The organism is Frankia sp. Allo2 (assembly GCF_000733325.1).
Classification (GTDB): Bacteria; Actinomycetota; Actinomycetes; order Frankiales; family Frankiaceae; genus Frankia; species Frankia casuarinae.
This window is the reverse complement of record NZ_JPHT01000010.1, coordinates 110,386-134,907: the sequence shown is the minus strand read 5'-3', so window position 1 is coordinate 134,907 and position 24,522 is coordinate 110,386. Positions and strand designations below refer to the sequence as shown.

At 70.7% G+C, this 24,522-nt stretch carries 18 protein-coding genes; all 18 read right to left on the bottom strand.

Going from position 1 to position 24,522, the window contains the following annotated elements:
- Positions 1 to 6: 6 nt before the first annotated feature.
- The 18 genes from ALLO2_RS09965 to ALLO2_RS09880 all read right to left on the bottom strand — a co-directional run bounded on the left by ALLO2_RS09965 (position 7) and on the right by ALLO2_RS09880 (position 24,492).
- Positions 7 to 2,853: a DNA translocase FtsK gene (locus ALLO2_RS09965; protein WP_035731430.1), complete on the bottom strand. Its 2,847-nt coding sequence runs from the start codon at positions 2,851 to 2,853 to the stop codon at positions 7 to 9.
- Positions 2,854 to 2,922: 69 nt separating this feature from the next.
- Positions 2,923 to 4,608: a ribonuclease J gene (locus ALLO2_RS09960; protein WP_011437919.1), complete on the bottom strand. Its 1,686-nt coding sequence runs from the start codon at positions 4,606 to 4,608 to the stop codon at positions 2,923 to 2,925.
- Positions 4,605 to 5,663, bottom strand: coding sequence for a 4-hydroxy-tetrahydrodipicolinate synthase (gene dapA, locus ALLO2_RS09955; protein WP_035731428.1), 1,059 nt, complete (start codon positions 5,661 to 5,663; stop codon positions 4,605 to 4,607). The genes ALLO2_RS09960 and dapA overlap by 4 nt, the downstream gene beginning before the upstream one ends.
- A 522-nt stretch (positions 5,664 to 6,185) precedes the next feature.
- A complete protein-coding gene (locus ALLO2_RS09950; protein ID WP_035731426.1) occupies positions 6,186 to 7,406 on the bottom strand; it encodes an acetate/propionate family kinase in 1,221 nt (406 codons plus the stop codon).
- 32 nt (positions 7,407 to 7,438) lie between these two features.
- On the bottom strand, positions 7,439 to 9,847 hold the full coding sequence (locus ALLO2_RS09945; protein ID WP_035731354.1) for a phosphoketolase: 2,409 nt from the start codon (positions 9,845 to 9,847) through the stop codon (positions 7,439 to 7,441).
- 65 nt (positions 9,848 to 9,912) lie between these two features.
- Entirely contained in the window at positions 9,913 to 10,710 is a 798-nt protein-coding gene (thyX, locus tag ALLO2_RS09940) for an FAD-dependent thymidylate synthase (RefSeq protein WP_232235004.1), read from the bottom strand.
- A gap of 445 nt (positions 10,711 to 11,155) precedes the next feature.
- On the bottom strand, positions 11,156 to 12,478 hold the full coding sequence (gene hisS, locus ALLO2_RS09935; RefSeq protein ID WP_035731351.1) for a histidine--tRNA ligase: 1,323 nt from the start codon (positions 12,476 to 12,478) through the stop codon (positions 11,156 to 11,158).
- 204 nt (positions 12,479 to 12,682) lie between these two features.
- Complete coding sequence (locus ALLO2_RS09930; RefSeq protein ID WP_051623788.1) at positions 12,683 to 14,311, bottom strand: UDP-glucose/GDP-mannose dehydrogenase family protein; 1,629 nt, start codon at positions 14,309 to 14,311, stop codon at positions 12,683 to 12,685.
- Positions 14,289 to 15,356: a UDP-glucose 4-epimerase GalE gene (galE, locus tag ALLO2_RS09925; RefSeq protein WP_011437926.1), complete on the bottom strand. Its 1,068-nt coding sequence runs from the start codon at positions 15,354 to 15,356 to the stop codon at positions 14,289 to 14,291. The genes ALLO2_RS09930 and galE overlap by 23 nt, the downstream gene beginning before the upstream one ends.
- Before the next feature lie 26 nt (positions 15,357 to 15,382).
- Entirely contained in the window at positions 15,383 to 15,739 is a 357-nt protein-coding gene (locus ALLO2_RS09920; protein ID WP_035731348.1) for a hypothetical protein, read from the bottom strand.
- A 409-nt stretch (positions 15,740 to 16,148) separates the two neighbouring features.
- Positions 16,149 to 17,099, bottom strand: coding sequence for a UDP-glucuronic acid decarboxylase family protein (locus ALLO2_RS09915; RefSeq protein WP_023840212.1), 951 nt, complete (start codon positions 17,097 to 17,099; stop codon positions 16,149 to 16,151).
- A 498-nt stretch (positions 17,100 to 17,597) separates the two neighbouring features.
- Positions 17,598 to 18,098 carry a hypothetical protein gene (locus ALLO2_RS09910; RefSeq protein WP_011437928.1) on the bottom strand — a complete coding sequence of 167 codons (501 nt, stop codon included), beginning with the start codon at positions 18,096 to 18,098 and terminating at the stop codon, positions 17,598 to 17,600.
- The gene (locus ALLO2_RS09905) at positions 18,095 to 18,319 is read right to left on the bottom strand and encodes a hypothetical protein (protein ID WP_023840213.1); all 225 of its coding nucleotides are present in this window, start codon (positions 18,317 to 18,319) and stop codon (positions 18,095 to 18,097) included. The genes ALLO2_RS09910 and ALLO2_RS09905 overlap by 4 nt, the downstream gene beginning before the upstream one ends.
- A gap of 65 nt (positions 18,320 to 18,384) precedes the next feature.
- The gene (gene dapB / locus ALLO2_RS09900) at positions 18,385 to 19,119 is read right to left on the bottom strand and encodes a 4-hydroxy-tetrahydrodipicolinate reductase (protein ID WP_011437929.1); all 735 of its coding nucleotides are present in this window, start codon (positions 19,117 to 19,119) and stop codon (positions 18,385 to 18,387) included.
- Between the two features lie 101 nt (positions 19,120 to 19,220).
- Positions 19,221 to 20,624: a pitrilysin family protein gene (locus ALLO2_RS09895; RefSeq protein WP_011437930.1), complete on the bottom strand. Its 1,404-nt coding sequence runs from the start codon at positions 20,622 to 20,624 to the stop codon at positions 19,221 to 19,223.
- 9 nt (positions 20,625 to 20,633) lie between these two features.
- Positions 20,634 to 22,823, bottom strand: coding sequence for a polyribonucleotide nucleotidyltransferase (locus ALLO2_RS09890; RefSeq protein WP_035731346.1), 2,190 nt, complete (start codon positions 22,821 to 22,823; stop codon positions 20,634 to 20,636).
- Positions 22,824 to 23,108: 285 nt separating this feature from the next.
- Complete coding sequence (gene rpsO, locus ALLO2_RS09885; RefSeq protein ID WP_011437932.1) at positions 23,109 to 23,378, bottom strand: 30S ribosomal protein S15; 270 nt, start codon at positions 23,376 to 23,378, stop codon at positions 23,109 to 23,111.
- 184 nt (positions 23,379 to 23,562) lie between these two features.
- Complete coding sequence (locus ALLO2_RS09880; RefSeq protein WP_011437933.1) at positions 23,563 to 24,492, bottom strand: bifunctional riboflavin kinase/FAD synthetase; 930 nt, start codon at positions 24,490 to 24,492, stop codon at positions 23,563 to 23,565.
- Positions 24,493 to 24,522 lie beyond the last annotated feature (30 nt).

The window sequence follows — 24,522 nt, the reverse complement described above, 5'->3', positions numbered from 1 at the left end:
GCTTCCTCATCCGTTACGCAGGGTTGTGAGCAAACCCTCCAACTCGTCCGGCATGACCAGCACGTCACGCGCCTTCGATCCCTCACTTGCGCCGACGATGCCCCGGCTCTCCATCAGGTCCATCAGCCGCCCGGCCTTCGCGAACCCGACCCGCAGCTTGCGCTGCAACATCGAGGTGGAGCCGAACTGCGTGCTCACCACGAGCTCGACGGCCTGCAGGAAGAGCTGCAGATCGTCTCCGATCTCCTCGTCGATCTCCTTCCTGGCCTCGCCGCCGGCGTCGAACACGTCCTCCCGGAACGCCGCCGGCGCCTGTTCCTTCGTGTGGTCGACGATGGCCGCGATCTCGTCCTCGGAAACGAAGGCACCCTGGATACGGGCGGGTTTACCCGCTCCCATCGGCAGGAAGAGCGCGTCCCCCAGGCCGACGAGCTTCTCCGCGCCGGCCTGGTCGAGGATCGTCCGGCTGTCCGCCAACGACGCCGTCGCGAAGGCGAGCCGGGACGGCACGTTCGCCTTGATCAGACCGGTCACCACGTCGACGGAGGGCCGCTGGGTGGCGAGCACCAGGTGGATGCCCACCGCCCGGGCCATGGCGGTGATCCGGCAGATGGCGTCCTCGACGTCGCGCGGCGCCACCATCATCAGGTCGGCGAGCTCGTCGACGATGGCCAGGATGTAGGGGTAGGGCACGTAGACACGTTCGGATCCCGGCGGGGCGGCGATCTCGCCGTTGCGCACTTTGCGGTTGAAGTCGTCGACGTGACGCACCCCGCACGCGGCCAGGTCCTCGTACCGGTTCTCCATCTCCTTCACGACCCATTGCAGCGCATCGGCCGCCTTTTTGGGATTCGTGATGATCGGCGTGATCAGATGGGGAATACCCTGATAGTTCGTCAGCTCGACCCGCTTGGGGTCCACCAGCACCATGCGCNCCTGGTCAGGGGTGGCCCGGGCCAGCACCGAGGTGATGAGGGTGTTGATACACGTCGACTTGCCGGCTCCGGTCGCCCCGGCGATGAGGATGTGCGGCATCTTGGCCAGGTTGGCGAGCACGTAGCCGCCCTCGATGTCCTTGCCGAGACCGACAACTAGCGGATGCGGGTTACCGATCGCCTCCCCGCTGCGCAGGACGTCGCCGAGCGACACCAACTCCCGGTCGGTGTTGGGAATCTCGATACCGACCGCGCTCTTGCCCGGGATCGGACTGATGATCCGCACGTCCGGGCTCNTCACCGCGTACGCGATGTTCTTCGTGAGCTGGATGATCCGCTCGACCTTGACCGCGGCACCGAGCTCGACCTCGTAGCGGGTCACCGTCGGTCCCCGGGTGAAGCCGGTGACCTGGGCGTCCACTTTGAACTGGGCGAACACGTCGGTCAGCGAGGCAATCACCCCGTCGGTCGCGGCCGAGCGGACCTTGGGCGGCGTACCGGAACGCAGCAGGGTCGGCGACGGCAGCCGGTAGTCACCGTCGGTCGGGGGGACCAGATGCTCGATCTCGCCGCCGAAGTCCGCGGAACCCGGACCGGGGACGCCGGTCGCGGTGTCCGCCGCACCCGCGGTCACCCGGGCTGTCCGGGCCCGGGCCCTGCGCTGCGACCCGGGCGGTGCGGCCCCCGCTACCGGTTCCCCGCCACCGGCGGCCGCACCGCCCGGGTCGGGGGCCGTGGTCACGTAGCCGGTGTCCGCCTCCGGGCCGGCGAGCTCGCCGAACAGGTCGAGGGCGAGATCCCCGGCGGGCGGCCCGGCGGGCGGCCCGGCGGCATCGGCGGCATCGGCGGCATCGGCGGCATCGCCATCACCCGGGGACGTTCCCCCAGGCGGGGTCGCCCGACCACCACGCCGACGCCGACCCCTACCCGCCCCGGCCGCCCCGGCTGCGAGCAGGCCGTCGGACAGCTCCGAATCGTCCTCGGGGTCGTCGCGGAAGTCCGCGTCCGCGTCGTACTCGCCGGCATCCCGGGCGGGACCGCGCACCCCGATGGTGAGCCGATCAACGAGTTCACCGAGCCGCTCGGGCACCTGGCGGACAGGGGTCGCCGTGATGACGAGAACGCCGAAGAACGTCAGCAGCAGCAACAGCGGAACGGCGACGTACGGCGTCACCGCGCTCGCCAGCGGGAGGCCACCGAGCAGCCCGACGACGCCACCGGCCGCCCGCATCCGGGCGACGCCGTCCGAGAAGTCGGGCAGGCCACGGGCGATGTGCACCATGCCGAGCAGACCGACGGCGACCGCCGTCCACCCGATCACCACCCGGCCCCGGCTATCCGGATCGGTCGGGGACCGGACCAGCCGCCACGCGGCGCCCAGGCCGAACAGCGGCAGTACCCAGGCGCCGGCGCCGACCAGCAGCTCCAGGATCGCGGCCACATACCTCCCCAGCGGCCCGGCGGCGGAGAACCACACCGAGGCGCCGGCCAGGATCGCCCCGCCGAACGCGGTCAGGCCGAGCCCGTCACGCCGGTGCCCTGGATCGATGTGCAGCTCACGGGCGCCCCGACCGGCCCGGCGCAGCACGGTGCCCAGCGCCGTCGCCGCGCCCATCCACAGCCGGTAGACGCTCTTGACGACTGTCTGGCCGATCAGCAGCGACAGCGGGGGGCGACTCGCCCGCGCCGGTGGACGGGCCGGTGTCCTACCGCGGCCGGCCGCGCGGGAGCTGCCCGACCGGCCAGAGCCGCCCGACCGGCCAGCCGCCGTCGATGCGCGTGCCTTGCCGCCCTGACCGCCGCCTCGCGAGGTACCTTCACCCCGCGAGGTGCCTTGACGCCCACCACCGCCCCTCGGCCGGGACGTGGCCGTCTCCGTCTGCGCACGCGTCCGCGCGCCACTGGTCCGTGTGGCCACCGTCGAAACGGTACACACGAGCGTGCCCGAGTACTGGCAACCCCGACGAACCGGGCGCGCCGCAACGCCTCAGACCTCGAGAACCACCGGAACGATCATCGGACGGCGCCGGTAGTTCTCGTTGACCCAGCGACCGACCGTACGCCGCACGAGCTGCTGCAGGGCCGTCAGATCGTTCATCCCGGTGCGCATCGCGTCCACCAGCCCGTCGCTGACCAGTTTGGAGACGGAGTCGAAGGCGCCCGGCGCATCGGAGAAGCCGCGGGCGGAGAGATCCGGGCCGACGACGACCTTGCCCGCCGCGGCGTCCACCACGACGGTGATCGTGATGAAACCCTCCTCGCCGAGGATCCGGCGGTCCTTCAGGCTCGGCTCACCGACGTCCCCGACCGCGGCGCCGTCAACGTAGACATAGCCGCAGGGAACAACGCCGGTGATCCGCGCCCGGCCGTCAAGCAGGTCGATGACCATGCCGTCCTCGGCGAGCACTACGTGGTCCGGGGGCACCCCGGTCGCCTCGGCGAGCTTGGCATGGGCCCGCAGGTGCCGCCATTCGCCGTGGACCGGCATGACGTTGGACGGCCTGGTGGCGTTCAGAACGTAGAGCAACTCGCCCGCCGGGGCGTGACCCGAGGTGTGCACCTTCGCCACGCCCTTGTGAACGACCTTGGCGCCGTAGCGGGTCAGCCCGTTGATCACCCGGAACACCGCGTTCTCGTTGCCGGGGATGAGGCTGGAAGCGAGCACGACCGTGTCGCCGGCCTGGATGCGGATCTGGTGATCCCGGTTGGCCATCCGGGACAGGGCCGAGAGCGGCTCCCCCTGGGAGCCCGTGGAGATCAGGCAGATGTTGCGGTCCGGCAGCGCGTCCACGTCCCGGGCGTCGACGATCAGACCCGGTGGCACCCGCAGCAACCCGAGGTCGCGGGCCACTCCCATGTTGCGGACCATCGACCTGCCCACGAAGCAGACCGACCGGCCGTGCTCCTCGGCCGCGTCGAGCACCTGCTGCACCCGGTGCACATGGCTGGCGAAGCAGGCGATGATGATCCGGCGGGTCGCCTCGCGGAAGACTCCGTCGAGCACCGGGGCGATCTCCCGCTCGGAGGTGACGAACCCGGGCACCTCGGCGTTGGTCGAGTCGGACAGCAGCAGGTCCACACCCTCGCGGCCGAGCCGCGCGAAGCCCCCCAGGTCGGTCAGCCGGCCGTCGAGCGGCAGCTGGTCCATCTTGAAGTCGCCGGTGTGCAGGACGAGCCCGGCCTCGGTGCGGATGGCCACGGCCACGGCGTCCGGGATGGAGTGGTTGACCGCGAAGAACTCGCACTCGAACGGCCCGAAGGCGTGCCGCTCCTCCTCCCGGATCTCCTGAGTGACCGCCTTGACGCGGTGCTCGGCGAGCTTCGCGTTCATCAGCGCCAGGGTGAGCCGGGTGCCGATCAGCGGGATGTCACGCCGTTCCCGCAGCAGGTAGGGCACCGCCCCGATGTGATCCTCGTGTGCGTGGGTGAGGATCACCGCCTCGATGTCGTCGAGGCGATCCCGGATGGCGGTGAAGTCGGGCAGGATCAGGTCGATCCCCGGCTGGACGTCCTCCGGGAACAACACCCCGCAGTCCACGATCAGCAGCCGGCCGGCGTGTTCGAAGACGGTCATGTTGCGACCGATCTCCCCAACCCCACCGAGCGGGATGATCCGAAGGCCGTCCGCGCGCAGCGGCGGCGGCGGGCCGAGGTCGGGATGCGGATGGCTCATGAGACCTCACCCGCCGCGGCGACGGCCAGCCCGACGGACGACCCGGACCCGGACGACCCGGACCCGGACGAGGCGCCGGCCGGCGCGCCCCGCCCCCCGGCCTCGACGCCGCCAGGCGCGCCCGGCGGCCCGGCGGCGTCGAGGAGCGCCTCGGCGAGGTCCGCCCGCAGCCGCGCGACCTCGGCGGGAGTGGCGTCCACCAACGGTGGCCGGACCGGCCCCGCGGGCAGCCCGGCCAGCCGCAGCGCGGCCTTGGCCAGGATCACGCCCTGGGTGCGGAACATTCCTTCGTACGCGGGCAGCAAGCCCTGATGCAGCGCGATCGCCCGACCCACCTCACCGGCCCCGAAGGCCTCGATCATGGCACGGATCGCGGGTGCGGCCACGTGCCCGACAACACTGATGACTCCGCATGCCCCGATGGACAGCAACGGCAGATTGAGCGCGTCGGTGCCGGAGTAATACGCCAGACCGGTCCGCGCCAGCACCCAGGAGGATGCGGGCAGATCGTCCTTAGCGTCCTTGACCGCGACGATACGCGGGTGTTCGGCCAACCGCACCAAAGTCTCCGACGCCACCGGAACCCCGGTCCGGCCGGGGATGTCGTAGACGACGACCGGTAGCCCGGTCGCCTCGGCGACGGTGACGAAATGCCGCAGCAACCCGGCCTGCGGTGGCTTGTTGTAGTAGGGCGTCACGACGAGCAGGCCGTGCGCGCCCGCGGCTTCGGCGGCCCGCGCCAGTTCCACGCTGTGCGCGGTGTCACTCGTCCCGACACCGGAGATCACGCGGGCACGGCTTCCCACGGCCTCGACGACGACCCGCACCAGGCGGTCCTTCTCCTCGTCGGTGGTCGTCGGAGACTCCCCGGTGGTGCCGTTGACCACGAGCCCGTCGTTGCCGGCGTCCACCAGACGGCTCGCGAGCNGCGCGGCACCCGCCTCATCGAGACCGCCGTCCGCCCGGAACGGCGTGACCATCGCTGTGATCACGCGCCCGAACGGCGCCGGCGGCAACATTGACATACCGGTCACGCTAGACGGCACCTCCGACATCNCCTCGGCGACCGACGTCNCCCGCCGGACCGCCGAACCTCCACGTTCACTCCTCCGACACCGCCGGGCCGGCACCGGTCCATCCTCCGCCCACGCCGCCTTTCCCGCTCCGCCGGCCCGAGCCGGGTCTGCTCCCCGGACCCGCCCACAAGCACCACCGGCGACCGGCGCGAGACCCGCGGGGGCCGCCGGGCCACCACACGCGGATACCATCCGGCCCAGCCCGGGGACGGCGCACCGCGCGGTGTCGGGCACCGCGACCGGGTCGGACGCCGATCGGACCCTGCCGTCACCGGATGGAGACGGATCGCGACCGGCCGGGCCCCGCTCGGGGACGACGGGACGACCGGCGAAGACAACACCGCACCGCACCGGACCGGACCGCGCAGCACCGTCCCACTCGCCGCGACAGAGCCTCCAGAGTACCGCCACCGGATCGTCCGGGCGGTGCCATCCGGCGGCGCGCGGGTCCGCCAGGATCGCACCCGCCACCCGGGACATTACCGTAATGCCGGACTACCATCACCCATTGCCACCAGCGAGGGCCGCCCGGGTCCCGCGGGCGATCTCCAGGTCCTCGCGTGCCTCGATCACGAGCGTGCGCACGGCGGCCCCCGGCACGCCGATCTCGCGCTCCGTGCCACCAGATGGGCCCGTACCACCAGATGGGCCCGTACCACCAGATGGGCCCGTACCACCAGATGGGCCCGTACCACCAGATGGGCCCGTGCCGCCCGGCAGACCCGTACCACCGGCCCGGGCCGGATCGTTACGCTCGGGATCCACCGCCACGCCCAGGTAGCCGAGTCCGGCCGCGGCCCCGGCCCGCACGGAGGCGGAGTTCTCCCCGACGCCGCCGGTGAACACCAGGGCGTCCAGCCCGCCCAGCGCGGCGGTCATCGCGGCGATCCCGGCGCGCAGCCGGTGCAGGTAGACCGCCAGCGCCAGCGCGGCGGCAGGCTCACCCGCGGCGACGCCGGACTCGACATCCCGCATGTCCGCCGTCCCCGCGAGCGCGCGCAGCCCCGCCGAGGTGAACAGGCGATCGGTGAGCTCGTGCGCGCTCAGTCCCGCCTCCGTCTGCAGCCACAGCAGCGCGCCGGGATCCACGGTGCCGGACCGGGTGGCCATCACCAGGCCCTCCAGCGGGGTGAAGCCCATCGTGGTGTCCNCCCCCNCCCCGTCGAGAACGGCGGCGAGCGACGCGCCCGAGCCGAGATGACAGGTCACGATGCGCCGCGCCCCGGTGAGCGCGGCCGCCCGCCGGGAGACGTGGGCGTGGGACAGGCCGTGGAAGCCGTACCGGCGGATGCCATACCGCTCCCGCCACTCGGCCGGGATGGCGTAGGTGATGGCCTCCGCCGGCATCCGGCTGTGGAACGCCGTGTCGAAGCAAGCGACCTGCGCCACCTCGGGCACGGCCGCCCCGACCTCGTCGAGGGCGGCAAGTGCCGCAGGCTGGTGCAGGGGGGCGAGGGCGGTCAGCCTCCGCAGCCGCTCGGCCACGGCCCGGTCGACGACCACGGGTGCGGTGAAATCCGTCCCGCCGTGCACGATGCGGTGCCCGACCGCGCCCGGCTGGCCACCCTCGTGGGTGAGCTCGCGCAACGCGGCGATGACCCCGGCCGGGTCCACCCGACCGGCTGGCGCGGTGAGATCGCGCGCGGCGAGCAGGACGTCGTCCGGGCCGATCAGCCGCAGCTTGAGGCTGGCCGATCCGGCGTTGACCACCAGGACGTTCATCGCGACGGGGCGGGGCTCGGTAGGGGCGAGGCTCAGTAGGGCCAAGTCCAGTTCCGGATCTCCGGGGCGTCCTCGCCGTGGTCCCGGGTGTAGGTCCGGGCCGCGAGCCGCGCGTCGATCATCTGCTGCCGGACGTGCGCGGCGCGGGCGCCCAGGCTCGGTACCCGGTCGATGACGTCCGCCACCAGGTGGAACCGGTCGAGGTTGTTCAGCATGACCATGTCGAACGGGGTGGTGGTCGTCCCCTCCTCGATGTAGCCACGGACATGCAGGTTGTGATGGTTGTGCCGCCGGTAGGTCAGCCGGTGGATCAGCCAGGGATAGCCGTGGTAGGCGAAGATGATCGGCCGGTCGGTGGTGAACAGCGCGTCGAAGCGGGCGTGCGAGATGCCGTGCGGATGTTCCGCCTCGTCCTGCAGGGACATCAGGTCGACGACGTTGACGACGCGCACCTTCAGATCGGGGAAGTGCTGGCGCAGGAGGTCCACCGCGGCGAGGGTCTCCAGGGTCGGGATGTCCCCGGCACAGGCCATCACCACATCCGGCAGCCCGTCGCCGGGCGCGTCGTGGTCGTTGCTGGCCCAGTCCCAGATGCCCAGGCCACGGGTGCAGTGGGCGATCGCCGCCGGCATCGACAGGTAGTTCAACGCCGGNTGCTTGCCGGCCACGATCACGTTGATGTAGTGCCGGCTGCGCAGGCAGTGGTTGCNGACGGAGAGCAGGGTGTTCGCGTCCGGGGGCAGGTACACCCGGACGACCTCGGCCTTCTTGTTCACGACGTGGTCGATGAATCCGGGGTCCTGATGGGAGAAGCCGTTGTGGTCCTGCCGCCACACGTGGCTGGTCAACAGGTAGTTCAACGATGCGATCGGGCGCCGCCACGGGATGTGCCGGGTGGTCTTCAGCCATTTCGCGTGCTGATTGACCATCGAGTCGACGATGTGGATGAACGCCTCGTAGCAGGAGAAGAACCCGTGCCGGCCGGTGAGCAGATAGCCCTCCAGCCAGCCCTGGCACAGATGCTCGGAAAGCACCTCCATGACCCGACCGTCCACGGCCAGGTGCTCGTCCGTCGGTTCCGTCCCGGCGTTCCAGACGCGGTCGGTCACCTCGAAGAGCGCACCCAGCCGATTGGAGGCGGTCTCATCCGGGCCCATCACCCGGAAGGTGCTCGGATTGGCGGCCACCACGTCCCGTAGGAACGCGCCCAGGATCCGGGTCGGCTCGGCGAGGGTGGTCCCGGGGGCGGTGACGTCGACCGCGTAGTCACGGAAGTCGGGAAGAGTCAGATCACGCAGCAGCTCGCCCCCGTTGGCATGCGGGTTCGCACTCATCCGCCGGGGACCGCGGGGGGCGAGCGCGGCGAGTTCGGCCCGCGGGGCGCCGCCGGCATCGAAGAGCTCCTCCGGCCGGTAGGAGCGCAGCCACGCCTCCAGCTGGGCCAAGTGCCCGGGGTTGTCGTGCAACTGCGCGACGGGCACCTGGTGGGACCGCCACGTGCCCTCGACCGGCAGGCCGTCAACAGTGGCCGGCCCGGTCCACCCCTTGGGGGTCCGCAGCACGATCATCGGCCAGGTGGGGCGCTCGGTGCGGCCGTGGCGGCGGGCCCGGTCCTGGATCTCGTGGATCTCGCCGACGGCGGCGTCCAGGACGCCCGCCATCCGCTGGTGCACCGCGGCCGGGTCGTCCCCGACCACGAAGTACGGATGGTACCCGTAGCCACGCAGGAGCGCGGTCAGCTCCTGCTCGGGGATGCGGGCCAGGATCGTCGGATTGGCGATCTTGTAGCCGTTGAGGTGCAGGACCGGCAGCACCGCGCCGTCGCGACCCGGGTCGAGGAACTTGTTGGAGTGCCAGCTCGCCGCGAGCGGGCCCGTCTCGGCCTCCCCGTCCCCCACGACGGCGCAGACCACCAGGTCGGGATTGTCGAAGGCCGCGCCGTAGGCGTGGGTCAGCGCGTAACCGAGCTCGCCGCCCTCATGAATGGACCCGGGAGTCTCCGGCGCGACGTGGCTGGGAATTCCGCCGGGGAAGGAAAACTGCCGGAACAGCCGCCGCATCCCCGCCACATCCCGGCCGATCGAGGGGTAGACCTCGCTGTAGGTGCCTTCCAGGTAGGCGTTCGCCACGATGCCGGGACCGCCGTGACCCGGACCGATGATGTAGATGGCGTTCAGGTCCTTTGCCCGGATCACGCGGTTCAGATGGGCGTAGATGAGGTTCAGGCCGGGAGTCGTGCCCCAGTGCCCGAGCAGGCGCGGTTTGACGTGCTCCGGACGCAGCGGCTCGGTGAGCAGGGGATTGTCGAGCAGGTAGATCTGTCCGACGGACAGATAGTTCGCCGCTCGCCAGTAGGCGTGGATGAGGTCAAGCTCCGCCGGGGACAACGGCCCCGCGGCCGGATCCGCCCCGCTCCGCTCGGCGTCGACGACGCTCGTCATCGGCTGTACTCTTTCTCTTTCTCCCAGTAAATCAATAGACGGCCGGCGGCGGGAAGGTCCGGCGCTCAGCCCTCCCCCACCAGCGGGCTGGAGGCGACCTCGGTGCCGTCATCCAGCGTCGAGATCCGGAAGTCGGCGAACACGTTGGGCGCCACCCGGAGCAGTTCCCGCAGGACGGCGACGGCAAGCCCGCGGATCTCCNCGTCGGCATGCTCACTCGCCCGCATCCCGATGAAGTGCCGCCACGCCCGGTAGTTCCCGGTGACCACGATCCGGGTCTCGGTCGCGTTCATCAGCACCGACCGGGCCGCCTGGCGCGCCTGCTTGCGCCGTGAGATGGGCGCGGAAACGTCGGCGAACCGCTTCTCCAGACCTTCCAACAGGCGCCCGTAGGCCTCCAGCGAGGCCGCCGCGGCCTGTTGGAACAGGGCGTGCAGCTCCGGATCGGCCGCGATGACCTCCGGTTCCACCACGGCGGCGTCCCGCTCGGGGACGTAGCGCTGGGAGAGCTGGCTGTAGGAGAAGTGCCGGTGCCGGACCAGCTCATGGGTGAGGCTGCGCGACACCCCGGTGAGATAGAGCGATACGGTCCCGTGCTCGAGCACGGACAGATGCCCGACGTCGAGAATGTGCCGTAGGTAGCCGGCGTTGGTCGCGGTCGCCGGATTCGGCTTGTTCCAGCTCTGGTAGCAGGCCCGCCCGGCGAACTCGGCGAGGGCCTGACCGCCGTCGGCGTCGGTGCTCCAGGCCACGTCGTCCGGGGGGATGAACTCGGTCTTGGCGATCACCTGGACCCGAAGCCGCACGGACGTCGGTTCGGACGTCGGTTCGGACGTCGGCTGCGACACTGCCACCTCCATCATCCATCATCTGGACGCGGGACCCGTTGCCCGGTCGCTGGCGGACTCCGCCCACGATAGACGGCGCCCATCCGCCGGGGCGCGGGGACCTCACCCGGCGGCGGCATGCACCCGGACGCCAGGCCTGCAATCACCCGACCGGGCCAGCAATCGCCCAACCGGGATCGTGTCGGCATCCACTTACCCGTCCGGTCACCCGATCGACGCGCGGGGATTGGCAGTCACGACCCGCGTGGTACACCGGAGGTGGACGCCTCGTCAGTCCCCAGCGACGAGGAGTCGCAGTGCCCGCCCTCACGGCGTGGCATGGCGCGGCCGGGGATCTCCGCCCCCGTCAATCCCCGGCCGCCCGGCCACGTCACGACGGACAGCCTCCCGGCGATGGCGCGGCGGCACGCCCGCCGCGCGCATCGGACCGCGGGCTGCGCACGNCCCCCGGGCCCGCCGGTCAGCCCGCGGACGGGGTCCAGGTCGCCGGGTCCGCCGCGGACTGGTCCCCGGTGGCCATGTTCTTCACCTCGTGCGCCCGGCCATCGTCGAAGGGCGGGAACCAGACGAATCCGATGCCCTTGCGGGAGGCGTAGCGGACCTGCCTGGCCACCTTGTCCGGCTGGTGGTAGGTCTCCACCCGCAGCCCCCGGGTGCGCAGCTCGGCGGCCGTCGCGAGGGCGGCGGCGCGGCGCGGCGGGGCGGGGATCACGACCAGCACGTCGGCGGGGCTGGACGGCCCGGTGGTGAGCAGGCCCTCGGCCAGGAGCTTGGCGAAGATGCGGGTGAGGCCGATCGAGATCCCGACGCCGGGGAGGTTGCGGCGGATGAAGGAGCCGGCAAGGTTGTCGTACCGCCCCCCCGAGCAGATGCTGCCGAAGTCCGGCCAGTCGACGAACTTCGCCTCGTAGACGGTCCCGGTGTAGTAGTCGAGACCGCGGGCGATCGAGAGGTCCGCGACCACGTCGCCGGCGGGCAGGTCGGCGAGATCGCCGAGAACCGCGGCGAGCTCGTCGAGCCCCTCGGAGAGCAGGTCCGATTTCACCCCGAGCCGGCGTACCTCCTCGACGACGCCGGGATCGCAGCCCCGAATGCCCGTGAGCTCCAGGCAGGCGCGCACCTGGTCCGGGTCGAGCCCGACCGCGGTGGTCAGCAGCCCCTCCACCCCCGCGAGGCCGATCTTGTCGAGCTTGTCGGCGACCCGGATGACGGCCAGCGGATCGCCGATGCCCAGACCCTCGTAGAAGCCCTGGAGCACCTTGCGATTGTTGATGTTGAGGGTCCAGGGCGGAACGCCGAGGGTGCCCAGGACCTCGTGCACGATGCGGGGAAGTTCCGCGTCGAAGTGCAGGGGCACCTGATCAACGTTGATCACGTCGATGTCGCACTGGGTGANCTCGCGGANGCGNCCCTCCNGAGGNCNCNCCCCCCGCCACACCCGCTGGATCTGGTAGCGCTTGAACGGGAACACGAGGTCGTTGAAGTGGGCGGCCACGTACCGCGCGAAAGGCACTGTGAGGTCGAAGTGCAGGCCGAGGCGGGCGCTGTCGTCGTCGGCGTCGGCCTGCAGGCGGCGTAGCATGTAGACCTCCTGGGAGGTCTCCCCCTTCGCGGTCAGCACCTCGAGCGCCTCGACCGAGGGGGTCTCCACCGAGCAGAAGCCGTACCGCTCGAACGTCGCTCGGATGGTGTCGAGCCAGCGCTGCTCGACGAGACGGACCTCGGGCAGCCACTCGGGAAATCCGCTCACGGGCAGGGGACGGACGATCGGCGCGTCACTCATCGCCGCGGAATCTCCTCATCATCTCGAACGGACGGGCACCTGCCGCCCCGGGCACGGTCAACCGCGAAGCCGGGTGGCAGTCACCGATGTCGAGCGAGGAGACGCATAAGCAGCAGCCTATCGCGTGGGGCTCGTTGACCTCACAGCCGGAGAGCGATTCCACGGCGGGGATGGGGCCCGTTCCACCGGGCCCCATCCCGTCGATCACACCGGGTGCCCCGCGCGCGCCTCGACCTCCGCGAGCCGCGCACCCGTCTCGCCGCACTGCTCGACCGGCGCCGGCGGCGCTCCGTCCCCCCGGTGCCGCTGCTCCGGCAACGAGCTCGGGATGACGCCGGTCGGCCGGCCGGGGGCCAGGTAGACCCATCCGGCCTGGCGCCACTGGTCGGCGTCGAGCGCGTGCCGGGCGTCCACCACGACCTTGCGCCGGACCACGGCCCCGAGCCGGGCCGGGTCCAGGTCGGCGAACTGGCGCCACTCGGTGAGCAGGACCAGCGCGTCGGCCCCCTCGACCACGGCCTCGACGGAGTCGCTGTAGGCGAGGCCGGGCAGGGCCTGCCGGGCGTTGTGCGTCGCGACCGGATCCACGACCGTCACCCCGGCGCCGGTCTCGGCCAGTAGCCCCGCGACCGCGAGCGCCGGGGAGTCCCGCACGTCGTCGGAGTTGGGCTTGAACGCGGCGCCCAGCACGACGAGGCGCCGGCCGACCAGCGTGCCGTCGAGGGCCGCGGTGACCAGGTCCACCACACGGTCCCGGCGACGATTGTTGATCTCGTCGATCTCACGCAGGAAACGCAGCGCCGCACCGACCCCGAGCTCGTCTGCGCGGGCCTGGAAGGCCCGGATGTCCTTGGGTAGGCAGCCNCCCCCGANCCCCNCCCCCGGACGCAGGAAGTTCCCGCCGATGCGCACGTCGTGGGACAGCGCCTCGGCCAGCGTCAGGACATCGGCATCGACCGCCTCGCACACCTCCGCCATCGCGTTGATGAAGGAGATCTTCGTCGCGAGAAAGGAGTTGGCCGCCGTCTTCACCAGCTCGGCCGTCGCGTAGTCGGTCACGATGACCGGCACCCCCTGGGCGATCACCGGCGCGAAAGCGGCCCGCAGCGCTCCCTCCGCAGCCGGGGAGGCGACACCGAAGACGAGCCGGTCCGGTCGCAGGGTGTCGGCCACCGCGAAGCCCTCCCGGAGGAACTCCGGGTTCCAGGCCAGCTGGACGCCGGCGAGATCGCTGGAGATGTCGGCGGCGGGCTCGTCCACCTCGTCATGGCCCAACCCGTCATGACCCACCTCGACGCGGCCCAACCCGTCGGCCCCCGCCGCGCCGGGCGCCGTCTCGCCCGCGACCGGGCGGTTCGCCGGGGCGAGCTGCGCGATCGTCCGGGCGAGCCCCGCAGCCGTGCCGGCCGGCACCGTCGACTTGCCGACCACGAGGCACGGCCGGGTCAGCAGCGGCGCGAGGCGCTCGATGGCGGCGTGCAGGTGGCTCAGGTCCGCCCCGTAACCGTCGGCACGCTGGGGGGTGCCCACACAGACGAAGTGCACGTCGCCGAACTCGGCAATCTCCTCGAAGGAGGTGGTGAAACGCAGCCGTCCGGTCCGGAGGTTCGCGCGCAGGAGGTCGGCGAGGTCGGGCTCGAAGAACGGGATCTCCCCCGCGGACAACCGCTCGATCTTCGAATGGTCGACGTCCACGGCGAGCACCTCGAAGCCAAGCTCCGCCATGCACACCGCGTGGGTGGCCCCCAGGTACCCGGTGCCGATGACGGTCAGGCGTGGACGAGGCCCGGTTCCGGGCGCCGCCGCATCATCAAGGCTGTCCGACGAGCTCATCAGGCTCCTCCTCATCGTCGTACCCCCCTGGATTGAGACGCTGAAACTCCCAGGCGTCCCGGCACATGTCCGCGACATCCCGGCGGGCTGACCAGCCGAGTGCCGTACGGGCGAGCGCCGCGTCGGCGACCAGGGCGGCGACGTCCCCCGGCCGCCTCGCCACGACGCGACTGGGGAGATCACGAGCGCAGGCCGCGGAGAAGGCCGCGAGCAGTTCCCGCACGGAGGTGCCAGCGCCGGTCCCGAGGTTGATGACCCGATGTCCCGCCTGGTCATCGAGATGATCGAGAGCGAGTCGATGGCCCTCCGCCAGGTCGACCACGTGGATGTAGTCGCGTACGCCCGTGCCGTCGGGCGTGGGGTAGTCGTCGCCGAAGATGGACAGCTCCGGGCGCCGGGCGACCGCCACCTGGGCCAGGTAGGGCATGACGTTGTTCGGCACCCCACGGGGATCCTCGCCGAGCAGGCCCGACTCGTGCGCCCCGGCGGGGTTGAAGTATCGCAGGGACGTCACGTGCCAGGACGGATCCCGGGCGCAGAGGTCGGCGAGGATCTGCTCGCACATCCATTTGGTGCGCGCGTAGGGATTGGTCGGGCGGGCCGGCGTGTCCTCGGCGATCGGTACCTTGTCCGCCGCTCCGTAGATTGCGCACGAGGACGAGAAGACCAGCCGGCGCACGCCGTGCTCCGCCATCACGCGGACCAGACCCAACGTCGCGTTGACGTTCGTGTCGTAGTACTCCAGCGGGATGTCGACCGACTCGCCGACGGCTTTGAGAGCGGCGAAGTGAATAACGGAATCGATCTTCCATCGGCGGAACACGTCACCGAGCGCCGCCCGGTCACGGACATCGAGCCGCACGAAGTCGATGTCGCCGTCCACCACCTTACGCAGCCTGTCCAGCACCCGCGGTGAGCTGTTGACGAAGTTGTCCACTCCCACTACCCGATGACCCGCGGCGAGCAGGTCCACCCAGGTATGAGAGCCGATGAACCCCGTCGCCCCGGTCACCAGGACCGTCTCGGCTCGACTCGTCGACGTCATAGCTCGGTTATCCACTTCTTCGGTGATCAACTGAAACAACTCGTCACCGGTGCTCCACACCGGCCCGGAACAACCGATCCCGGCAGCAGGATCAACCCGACGGCGGCTAGGATCCGTACCACGGCCACGGCCACGGCCACGGCCACGGCCACGGCCACGGCCACGGCCACGGCCACCGCCACCGCCACCGCCCTTCGGCTGGACCGCGCGGTCCCGACCGTTCGGGCAGCGAACACCGCGATGGGCACGGGCACACCCGGGGCGACGGACATCGGGCACAGCAGAACATAACCCCCAGGTCGGTGCATCGCCGACCTGGTAGCGGCCGCGGCGATCCCGGTGAACCAGACGATCGGCGCGAGCAGGAGCCCCGGTCCGGTCACAGCGCCAGCGTCGGGTAGTGCACGGCCGGTGGCAAGAACCGCGCGCACGGCACCCGGGACCGGCGGCCCACGTCCCGGAAGAAGATGTCCGGGAGGTGGCGTGGCCACGGGAACTCTCGGGTCACCATTGCCGCGGACGTCCCGGGCCCGTCGCCGTTCGCCCACGCATCGGCGGCGAGGGCCCCGCCTCGGCCTGAGCGCGCACGGCAGGTAGGTGGCGCTGACATCCTCGGCGGGNTGCGGACCAATGCCACCGATCTCACGTAACGCGGCGGTGCACACGGCGTGGCGCCGGCCATCACGAACCCTCCCCCCGCAAACAGAAAGTCACGTTCCCCGCGCGGCCACGTTCCTGGAAAGCCACGTCCCCGGAAAGCTCGGTGGCGGGGCGGGACACCTGTGACGCCGGTCAAGCGACCTGACGGCTCTCCGCGAGCTGGCCGGCGAACCAGGAGATCGTCCGGGTGAGCCCGTCGTGCAGGCTCGTCTTCGGTTCCCAGCCCAGGAGGGTCCGGGCGAGGGTGATGTCGGGTTGACGCACCGAGGGGTCGTCCTGGGGCCGCGGGACGAAGGTGATCGGCGCCGTCGATCCGCACAGGTCACGGACGAGCACCGCGGTGTCGAGGATCGACATCTCGTGCGGGTTCCCAATGTTCACGGGCCCGGGCAGGTCCGAGTGCAGAAGTCGGACGATGCCGTCGATCAGGTCGTCGACGTAACAGATGGACCGGGTCTGGGTTCCGTCACCGGCGACCGTGATGGGCTCGCCCCGCAGCGCCTGGGAGATGAAGGCGGGAATGGCGCGACCGTCATCGACCCGCATCCGCGGGCCGTAGGTGTTGAAGATGCGGACAATACCGGTGTCGACACCGTGCTTGCGCCGATAGGCCATGGTCACCGCCTCGGAGAAGCGCTTGGCCTCGTCGTACACACTGCGCGGGCCGACCGGGTTCACGTTGCCCCAGTAGCCTTCCGGCTGGGGATTGACCTGTGGATCGCCGTAGGACTCCGAGGTCGAGGCGAGCAGGAACCGAGCATTCTTCTGCCGCGCCAGGCCAAGGGCGTGGAAGGTACCGAGCGAGCCGACCTTGAGCGTTTCGATCGGCAGCTCGTAGTAATCCACCGGAGATGCCGGGGACGCAAAGTGCAACACGGCGTCGACCGGACCAGAAACATAAATGAAATCATTCACATCCCGGTTGACCAGGCGGAAACGTGGGTCGGCGAGCAGATGCTCCACATTCTCCGGCCGGCCGGTGATGAAGTTGTCGAAACAGATGACCTCGTAGCCGCCGCCCAGTAGGCGTTCACAGAGATGACTGCCCAGAAAACCGGCGCCGCCGGTCACTATCGCACGCACGTCGTGTGCTCCCGGATCTGGAATACAGAGGACCCCGGAGAGTGCCCGTCGATCGCTGTCCGGAGTCCGGCGACGACGGGCGTCCTCCCTTGAGCCATGCGAAGGAGGCGGCGCATCCGATCAGATCGCGCCGCGAGGCCAGGTTGGAGGATCGGGGGAAACGGACATCAAATGATCGGAGATCAGAGGATCAGTAGCTGCTCACCCGCCGGAGCACTCAGCATGGACACTGCCGGACCGATCTCGAATGGCCGCAGGACACGAACACCGCACTACCCCCCAGTAGTCTGATGGCCGACAACGCCGACCCTCTGCGGCATCNTACACAGGTCATCGACGCGTTAAGTACGCGGCCCGGCCCAGTCTCCCTCCTAGCCACGTCGATACGATATAACCACCCGTCACCGATGGCGCCCGACTCCCTACGGGAGATGTCAATGGCCGTCCCGGAGCCGCCTGCATTGGATGAGCAATTCACCGCCAGGGGACGGAGCACGGTCACCCGCGGGAGTGCCGCTCAAGGACGATCGCGTGACGCATCGCGGCGCGTCCCCGGCGGGTGTCCCCGGCATCTCCATAGGAGACCGCGAGCCGGTACCAGCGACGCCATTCACCCGGCGCCGCCTCGACCTCCGCCCGACGCTGGGCGAACGCGGCGTCGGCCGAGGCGCGGTCGATCCGGCCCGACGGCCGGCGCACGAGAACCGGCTCGTCGGCACGGGCGCCGGGGTCGAAGCCGCGGGCGGTGCCGGACTCGACGTCAGCCGTCGCATCCGCGGCTACGTCGAACATCCGGGCAAGCCGCTCGGTGTCGCGGCCGAAACGCAGCTCACGCAGGATGACGACGGCGCCGATCATCGGAAGCAGCACGACACCGAGACCGAGTCCACGGGCCGCCCAGCGATCGTCGCCGAGCAACTGGATTCCCCGCCACCCGATCAGCCCGAGGTAGAAGCCACACGCCGCGACGAGCACGGCCACCAGCCACCGGGCCCTCACCTGGACGCCCCACCGGATGCCGACGCCACCGGGCCGTCCGGATCCAGCCGGATCCGCGCCCCGGGTGCCGCCAAGGTCGCCACGACCGGCATCCGCCGCTTGACCAGGGAGCACACGTCGTCGGGGCGCGCCCGGGCCAGGCAGCTGAACGTCGTACCAAGATCGATACCAAAGACGCTACGGGTACCCGCCGGGAAACGACGGTCAACGTGTCCGACCACATCCGGAAACCTATCTTTCGCGGCCCGTGGTGGCAGCAGACACCTGCCCCAAGATGCCCGCGGCGCTAGTCCAGGTCGAGCAGCGACTCCAGACCGACCGTGAGTCCCGGTCGCTCGCCGACCTTCCGCACGCTTAGCAGCACCCCCGGCATGAACGAGGTGCGGTCGTAGGAATCGTGTCGCAGGGTGAGGGTCTCCCCGGCGCCCCCGAGCAGGACCTCCTGATGCGCGACGAGCCCGGCGAGGCGGACGGCATGCACCGGCACGCCATCGACCCGGGCGCCGCGGGCACCGTCGAGGGCGGCGGTTGTCGCGTCCGGGCCGGCCACCGGCAACCCGGCGGTGGTACGCGCCGCGGCGACCAGCTGCGCGGTACGCCGGGCGGTGCCGCTCGGCGCGTCGGCCTTGCCGGGATGGTGCAACTCGATGATCTCCACCGAGTCGAAGAACCGGGCGGCCCGGGCGGCGAACGTCATCATCAGCACGGCGGCTACCCCGAAGTTCGGCGCGACGAGCACCCCGACCCCCGGTGCCGCGGCCAGCCAGCCACGCAGGGTCGCGAGCCGCGGCTCGTCGAAGCCGGTGGTGCCGACGACGACGTGCTTGCCGGCCTGGACGCACCAGCGGAGGTTGTCCATCACCGCGTCGGGGGTGGTGAAGTCGACGACGACGTCGGCCGCGGCGAGCGCACCACGGTCATCGCCGGTGCCGAGGGCCGCGACCAGCGCCAGGTCGGCGGCGGCCTCGACGGCGGCACACACCGTCGACCCCATCCGTCCCCGTGCACCGAGCACCCCCACCGCTGTCCCGGTTACCGGGACAGCGCCGGTTACCGGGACAGCGCCGGTTACCGGGCGGGACTCGGAGTCGGACATCGGTGAACCTCTCGGGACGAGAGTCGCTAACGGGCGACGGCGGCGCTGAAGTCGTGGTCGTCGAAGGGTCCGATGACGCCCAGGGCCCAGGACTGGTCCAGCAGCTCCCGCGCGATCGCGGTGACATCGTCGAGGGTGACCGCGTCCACCCGGGCGATGATCTCGTCGACCGACAGGACCTCACCGTGGACGAGCTCGCTCTTGCCGAGGCGGCTCATCCGGGATCCGGTGTCCTCCAAGCCGAGGATCATCGAGCCGCGGTTCTGCCCACGGGCCCGGTCGAGTTCCTCGGCACTGATCCCGTGCTCGGCGATCTGGCGTACCTGCTCACGGGCGAGCTCGAGGACCACGTCGGCACGCTTGGGGGCGCATCCGGCATAGACGCCGAACAGGCCCGCGTCGGCGAAGTGGGAGGCGAACGAGCCCACCGAGTACGCCAGCCCCCGCTTCTCCCGGATCTCCTGGAACAGCCGCGAGCTCATCCCACCGCCCAGCGCCGTCGACAGCACGCCGAGCGTGTAACGGCGCGGATCGTGCCGGGACAGTCCCCTGGTGCCGAGCACGAGATGCGCCTGCTCGGTCGGCCGGTCGGTCACGACGATGCCGGGCGGCGGCGGGTAGTCGTACGATCCGCCACGCACCTCGAACGGCTCGGCGCTCACCGTCAGACGGTCGGCGAACGCCTCGGCGACCAGCGCCAGCGCCCGGTCGTGCGCCAGGTTGCCGGCGATGGAGACCACCATCGCCGGCGGGACGTACCGGGAGCGGTAGTAGTCCGCGATGGTCTCCCGGCCCAGCCCCTCGATCGACTCGGTCGTCCCGAGCACCGGGCGGCCGAGTACCGACGACCCGAGCATCGCCGCCGCGAATACGTCATGGACGAGGTCACCCGGGTCGTCCTCGTACATGGCGATCTCCTCCAGGATCACGCCACGCTCGGCCTCGACGTCGTCGGCTGTCACCAGCGAGTTGGTGACCATGTCGGCGATGACGTTGACGGCCATCGCGAGATCGGAGTCGAGCACCCGCACGTAGTAGCAGGTGTACTCCTTGCCGGTGAAGGCGTTGATGTCCCCGCCGACCGCCTCGACCGACGCGCTGATAGTCAACGCGTCCCGGCTGGGCGTGCCCTTGAACAGCAGGTGCTCCAGGTAGTGGGAGCATCCGGCGGTCACCGGCGTCTCGTCGCGCGAGCCCACCGCGACCCAGACGCCGATCGCGACCGAGCGCACCCCGGGGACCCGCTCGGTGATGACCCGCAGACCGCCGGGGAGCACGGTGCGGCGCGCCGTGCCGTCCAGCAACGATTCGCCACTGACTCCGCCAGCAGCGAGCAGGTGCGCGGCCCGGGCGCCGGGAACCGGCTTGTTCCGCGGCGCGCCGGCGGTCCCCGCTGAGCAGGTCAGGTCGGGCGTGGGAGTGTCGGACACGACGGGCCGTCAGGAGGCGGCGGCCGCCGCGTCGGCGGCTTCGGCGCTCGGGGACAGGCTGATCTTCCCGCGGCTGTCGATCTCGGTGATCTCGACCTGGAGCTTCTGGCCCACCGTCAGGACGTCCTCCACCTTCTCTACCCGCTTACCGCCGGAGAGTGTCTTGAGCTTGCTGACGTGGAGCAGGCCGTCCCGGCCCGGGGTGAGCGAGACGAAGGCCCCAAAATTGGNGATCTTCACAATCGTCCCCAGATAACGCTCGCCGACCTCGGGCATCTGCGGGTTGGCGATCGCGTTGATCGCCGACCGGGCGGACTCCGCCGACGGACCGTCCACCGCGCCGATGTAGATCGTCCCGTCGTCCTCGACGGTGATCTCGGCACCGCTGTCCGCCTGGATCTGGTTGATCATCTTACCCTTGGGTCCGATGACCTCCCCGATCTTGTCCACCGGGATCTTGACGGAGATGACCCGCGGGGCGTGAGCGGACATCTCGTCCGGGCTGCCGATGGCCTCGGCCATCACGTCGAGGATCGCGAGCCGCGCCCCGCGCGCCTGCTGGAGCGCCGCGGCGAGGACCGAGGCCGGGATGCCGTCGAGCTTGGTGTCGAGCTGGAGCGCGGTGACGAAGTCCCGGGTGCCGGCGACCTTGAAGTCCATGTCCCCGTAGGCGTCCTCGGCCCCGAGGATGTCGGTCAGGGTGACGTAGGAGTCGTCGGCGTGGATGAGGCCCATCGCGATCCCGGCGACCGGCGCCTTGAGCGGTACCCCGGCGTTGAGCAGCGACAGGGTGCTCGCGCACACCGAGCCCATGCTCGTTGACCCGTTCGAACCCAGCGCCTCGGATACCTGCCGGATCGCGTAGGGGAACTCCTCGCGGCTGGGCAGCACCGGGAGCAGGGCCCGCTCGGCGAGTGCCCCGTGGCCGATCTCTCGGCGCTTCGGCGAACCGACGCGGCCGGTCTCGCCGGNGGAGTACGGCGGGAAGTTGTAGTTGTGCATGTACCGCTTGGTGCGGTCGGGGTTGAGCGTGTCGACCGTCTGCTCCATGCGCAGCATGGCCAAGGTCGTGACGCCGAGGATCTGCGTCTCGCCCCGCTCGAACAGCGCCGAGCCGTGTACCCGCGGGATGTAGTCGACCTCGGCCGACAGCGCGCGGATCTCGGTTGTCGAGCGACCGTCGATGCGCACGCTCTCGGTCACGATGCGGGAGCGGACGAGCTTCTTGGTCAGCGCCCGGTAGGCGGCGCCGATCTCTTTCTCTCGCCCCTCGAACTGGGAGGCCACCTTCTCGGCCGCGAGCTGGCGGACCCGGTCGAGCTCGTTCTCGCGCTCAGCCTTGCCGGGGATGCGCAGCGCGGCGGACAGCTCGTCGCCGATTGCCGCGGACAGCGCGTCCAGCACGTCGTCGTGATAGTCGATGAAGACGGGGAACTCCCGGGCAGGCTTCGCGGCGAGCGCGGCCAGCTCGCTCTGGGCCCGGCAGAGCTCACGGATGGCGGGCTTCGCCGCCTCGAGGCCCGCGGCCACGACCTCCTCGGTGGGAGCCGGCGCGCCGTGCGCGAGCAGCTCGACCGTGCCCGGGGTCGCCTCGGCCTCCACCATCATGATCGCGACGTCCGAGCCGTCCTCGATCACCCGACCGGCCACGACCATGTCGAAGGTCGCCCGAGCGAGCTCCGCATGGGTCGGGAAGGCGATCCACTCGCCGTCGACGAACCCGACCCGGGTCGCACCGATCGGCCCGGTGAAGGGCAGGCCGGACAGCGTCGTCGACGCGCTGGCCGCGTTGATGGCGACCACGTCGTAAAGGGTGTCGGGATCCAGGGCGAGCACGGTGGCCACGACCTGGATCTCGTTGCGCAGCCCCTTGGCGAACGACGGCCGCAGCGGCCGGTCGATGAGCCGGCAGGTGAGGATCGCGTCCTCGCTGGGGCGGCCCTCCCGCCGGAAGAACGAACCGGGGATGCGCCCGGCCGCGTACATCCGCTCCTCGACATCCACCGTCAGCGGGAAGAAGTCGAGCTGTTCCTTGGGCTGCTTGCTGACCGTCGTCGCCGAGAGCACCATCGTGTCGCCCAGGTAGGCGACGGCGGAGCCGGCGGCCTGCTTGGCGAGACGTCCGGTCTCGAACCGAACCGTCCGGTCTCCGGCCGGGGTCGCGATGACCGCTTCGGCCGCATGTGTCGAGTCGTCCACTCGAACCACTCCATCCTCTTCCTCGGCCGGATCCACGCGGCCGAGCCTCTTCTACGGCCGGGTCCACGCCAACGAGGATGCCGGTGCTCAGTCGAAGTCCCCGGGTCCGGTGCCCGTACCCATCCCGGCGACCACGACCGAGGACCGGCGGCTCGCACCACCACGGACCCGGCCAGGTCCTCCACACCGCCGAGCGGACGACTCCGCCGACGGCTCGACGCATTCGGTACCTACCCCCGATGCGTCAGAGGGAGCGTCCCACCCGGGCCGCTCCCCCTCTTCGCGCTACCGCCGTAGCCCGAGTCGCTCGATCAGAGCGCGGTATCGGTTGATATCCGTCTTCGCCAGGTAGTTCAGCAGCCGTCGGCGACGGCCGACGAGCAGCAGCAGACCGCGGCGGCTGTGGTGATCGTGCTTATGCACCTTGAGATGCTCGGTCAGGTCACTGATCCGACGGGTCAGCATCGCGACCTGCACCTCGGGCGAGCCCGTGTCCCGCTCGACGGTGGCGTAATCGGACATGATCTTCTGCTTGACGTCGCTCGCGAGCGGCACGCTCCACCTTCTCCTTCTGTTTCGGGACGGCGCGCGTCCGGGGTCTTCCCCACCCGGATCGATCACCGGACCTCGGCATCATCGCCGTCCGGTCCGGACACACCGCACCCGCCTGACCGGGAAGCCTATCAACCCGAGGAGAGCCGCTCGGCCACCGGCGGAGTTCAGCCGAGTTCAGCCGAGTTCAGACGAGCAGGGTTGCCGCGCGGGTGGCCTCCACATCCGCGGCCATCTGGGTGACGAGCTCGGCCACCGAGTCGAAGCGCAGGGTCGGACGCAGCCGATGGGTGAACTCGTAGGCCATGTACTCGCCGTAGAGATCCTCGTCGAAGTCCAGGAGAAACGCTTCGACGCGCCGGTCGCGTCCCTCGAACGTCGGATTCGTACCGATCGAGATGGCGGCGGGCTGGCGGCGGCCGGACCAGCAGGCGAAGCCCGCGTACACGCCGTCCGCCGGAACGGCGGCCCACGGCGTCACCTGGATGTTCGCCGTAGGATAGCCGATGGTGCGGCCACGCGCGTCGCCGTGCACGACGACACCCTCGACCCGATGCGGCCGGTCCAGCGCGGCCGCCGCAGCCGCCACGTCGCCCTCGGCCACCCGGGCACGGATCGCCGTCGAGGAGAGCACCTGCTCGCCGGAGCGGACGAGACGGACCCCGTCAACCTCGAATCCCTCCCGGGCGCCCGCCTCCGACAGCGTCGCGAGCGTCCCGGCGGCCCGGTGACCGTAGGTGAAGTTCTCCCCCACCACGACCACGCTCGCCCGCAGCCGCTCGACCAGTATCCCGTGCACGAAGTCAGCCGGGGAGACCCGACTGAACTCCAGCGTGAACGGCTCGACGCAGAGCGCGTCCACCCCGGTCCCGGCCAACAGCTCGGCCTTGAAACGCAGCGTCGTGAGCAGGGCGGGATGGCTGCCGGGTCGCAGCACCTCACCGGGATGCGGGTCGAAGGTCAACACCAGCGAACGCTCACCGCGTTCCCGCGCCAGCCGGACCGCCCGGCCGATGATCTGCCGGTGCCCGAGGTGCACCCCGTCGAAGAAGCCAATCGTGACGACCCCGCCCCGCCACTGGACAGGCGTGTTCTCCGCCCCTCGCCACGTTTGCACGTGCGAAGCCTAGGACATTCTCGTGGGGCG

Coding starts and splice junctions, on each gene's coding strand:
- galE (WP_011437926.1), bottom strand. CDS start 15,356: ATGACGTCGACGAGTCGAGCCGAGACGGTCCTGGTGACCGGGGCGACG.
- ALLO2_RS09960 (WP_011437919.1), bottom strand. CDS start 4,608: ATGAGCCATCCGCATCCCGACCTCGGCCCGCCGCCGCCGCTGCGCGCG.